1 protein-coding gene is annotated in these 1,271 nt (G+C 72.1%); it reads right to left on the bottom strand.

Going from position 1 to position 1,271, the window contains the following annotated elements; genetic code table 11:
- Window positions 1-68: 68 nt before the first annotated feature.
- Window positions 69-1,058 carry a glycosyltransferase family A protein gene (locus ABZ641_RS38055; RefSeq protein ID WP_344628185.1) on the bottom strand — a complete coding sequence of 330 codons (990 nt, stop codon included), beginning with the start codon at window positions 1,056-1,058 and terminating at the stop codon, window positions 69-71.
- Window positions 1,059-1,271 lie beyond the last annotated feature (213 nt).

Below are 1,271 nucleotides of genomic sequence, written 5' to 3'. Positions count from 1 at the left end.
GGCACCTCCCAGCCTTCGGCCGAAAGCCGGGAGGTGCCCCCACACGCCCCTGTGCGGCAGCCGTGTGCCTACCGGCGGCCGGTGACCGCGCCGCGGGCTATGTGCGAGAGCTTGGCGACCTCGAAGGCGGCGTAGGCGCCGCTGGAGAGCAGCGAGAACTTGACGCCCTCGCGGCCGTCCGGCCGGCGGTAGCCCTCGGGCTGGTAGCCGCGGTAGTGCTCGGAGGCCCGCTGGAAGAACTGGGGGCGCTCGGAGCGGTCCACACAGCCCCCGAGGTCGAAGACGAAGAGGTAGTGCCGGACCATCCTGGTGAACAGCTCCGGCCACAGGGCGGCGGCGTCCGGCGAGCCGGCGAGCAGCTCGAAGCTGCGGGCGTACTGCTCGAACAGGTCGAACTGGCTGGCACCGGGCGAGCCGACCGGGTTCAGGGTGTGGCGGCGGCGGATGGTCACGCATTCGCGCGGCAGCACGGCCACCCGGCGGGCGGCCAGCATCGCGGCGTGCGCCACCGGGATCTCGTCGTAGTGGCCGTCCGGGAAGGCGGGCACGGTGCCGCGGCGCAGCAGGCGGTCCCAGACCAGTGGCGGGGTGCCGAGCAGGGCGGGCCGCTCGGCGGCCGTGGTGACCTCGGGCCCGGCCTCGGCGAGCACCCGTTCGGCGCCGCCGGGCCACACCTTGTCGCGGTAGAACCGGTTGTGGCCGAACTGGAGGACGTCCACCTCGCCGGTCTGCTCCAGCCGTTCGGCGAGGGCGGCGAAGGCGTCCTCGTCGAGCAGGTGGTCGCTGTCGAGGAAGAGCAGGTAGTCGCCGGTGGCGCGGGCGGCGCCGGCGTTGCGGGCGCGGCCGATCCCGACCGCCGCGTTCAGCCGCAGCACGCTGACCCGGGGGTCGCGCATGCCGTAGGCCTCGGCGACGCGTTCCGGGCAGTCCGGTGAGGTGTCGACGACGAGGACGATCTCGAAGTCGCGGAACGACTGGGCGAGCAGTGCGTCGAGGCACTCCTTCAGCTGGCCGTTCCGATCGTGGGCGGGGAGCACGACGGAGATGAGGGTAGCCATGGCGGGGAGGCTAAAGAGGTCTACAGGCCCCCGCAATGTCCCTAAGCGGACCCAATCGCTCCAAATGCGGTCAGAGTCGATCGATCGCACCCGACATCTTCACGCCGTATCCACGGAATGCCGACAATCGGTCACCGCGGGTCGCGGGGAGTGCCGTGTCCGGTGACGAGGCGGAATTCCGGTCGGACACGGACGCCGCGGGGCACGTGGTCG

This window comes from Kitasatospora sp. NPDC007106, from assembly GCF_040634455.1.
GTDB classification, from domain to species: domain Bacteria; phylum Actinomycetota; class Actinomycetes; order Streptomycetales; family Streptomycetaceae; genus Kitasatospora; species Kitasatospora arboriphila.
Note: the sequence above shows the minus strand (reverse complement) of the source record. Positions and strands in the feature narration are given on the sequence as shown.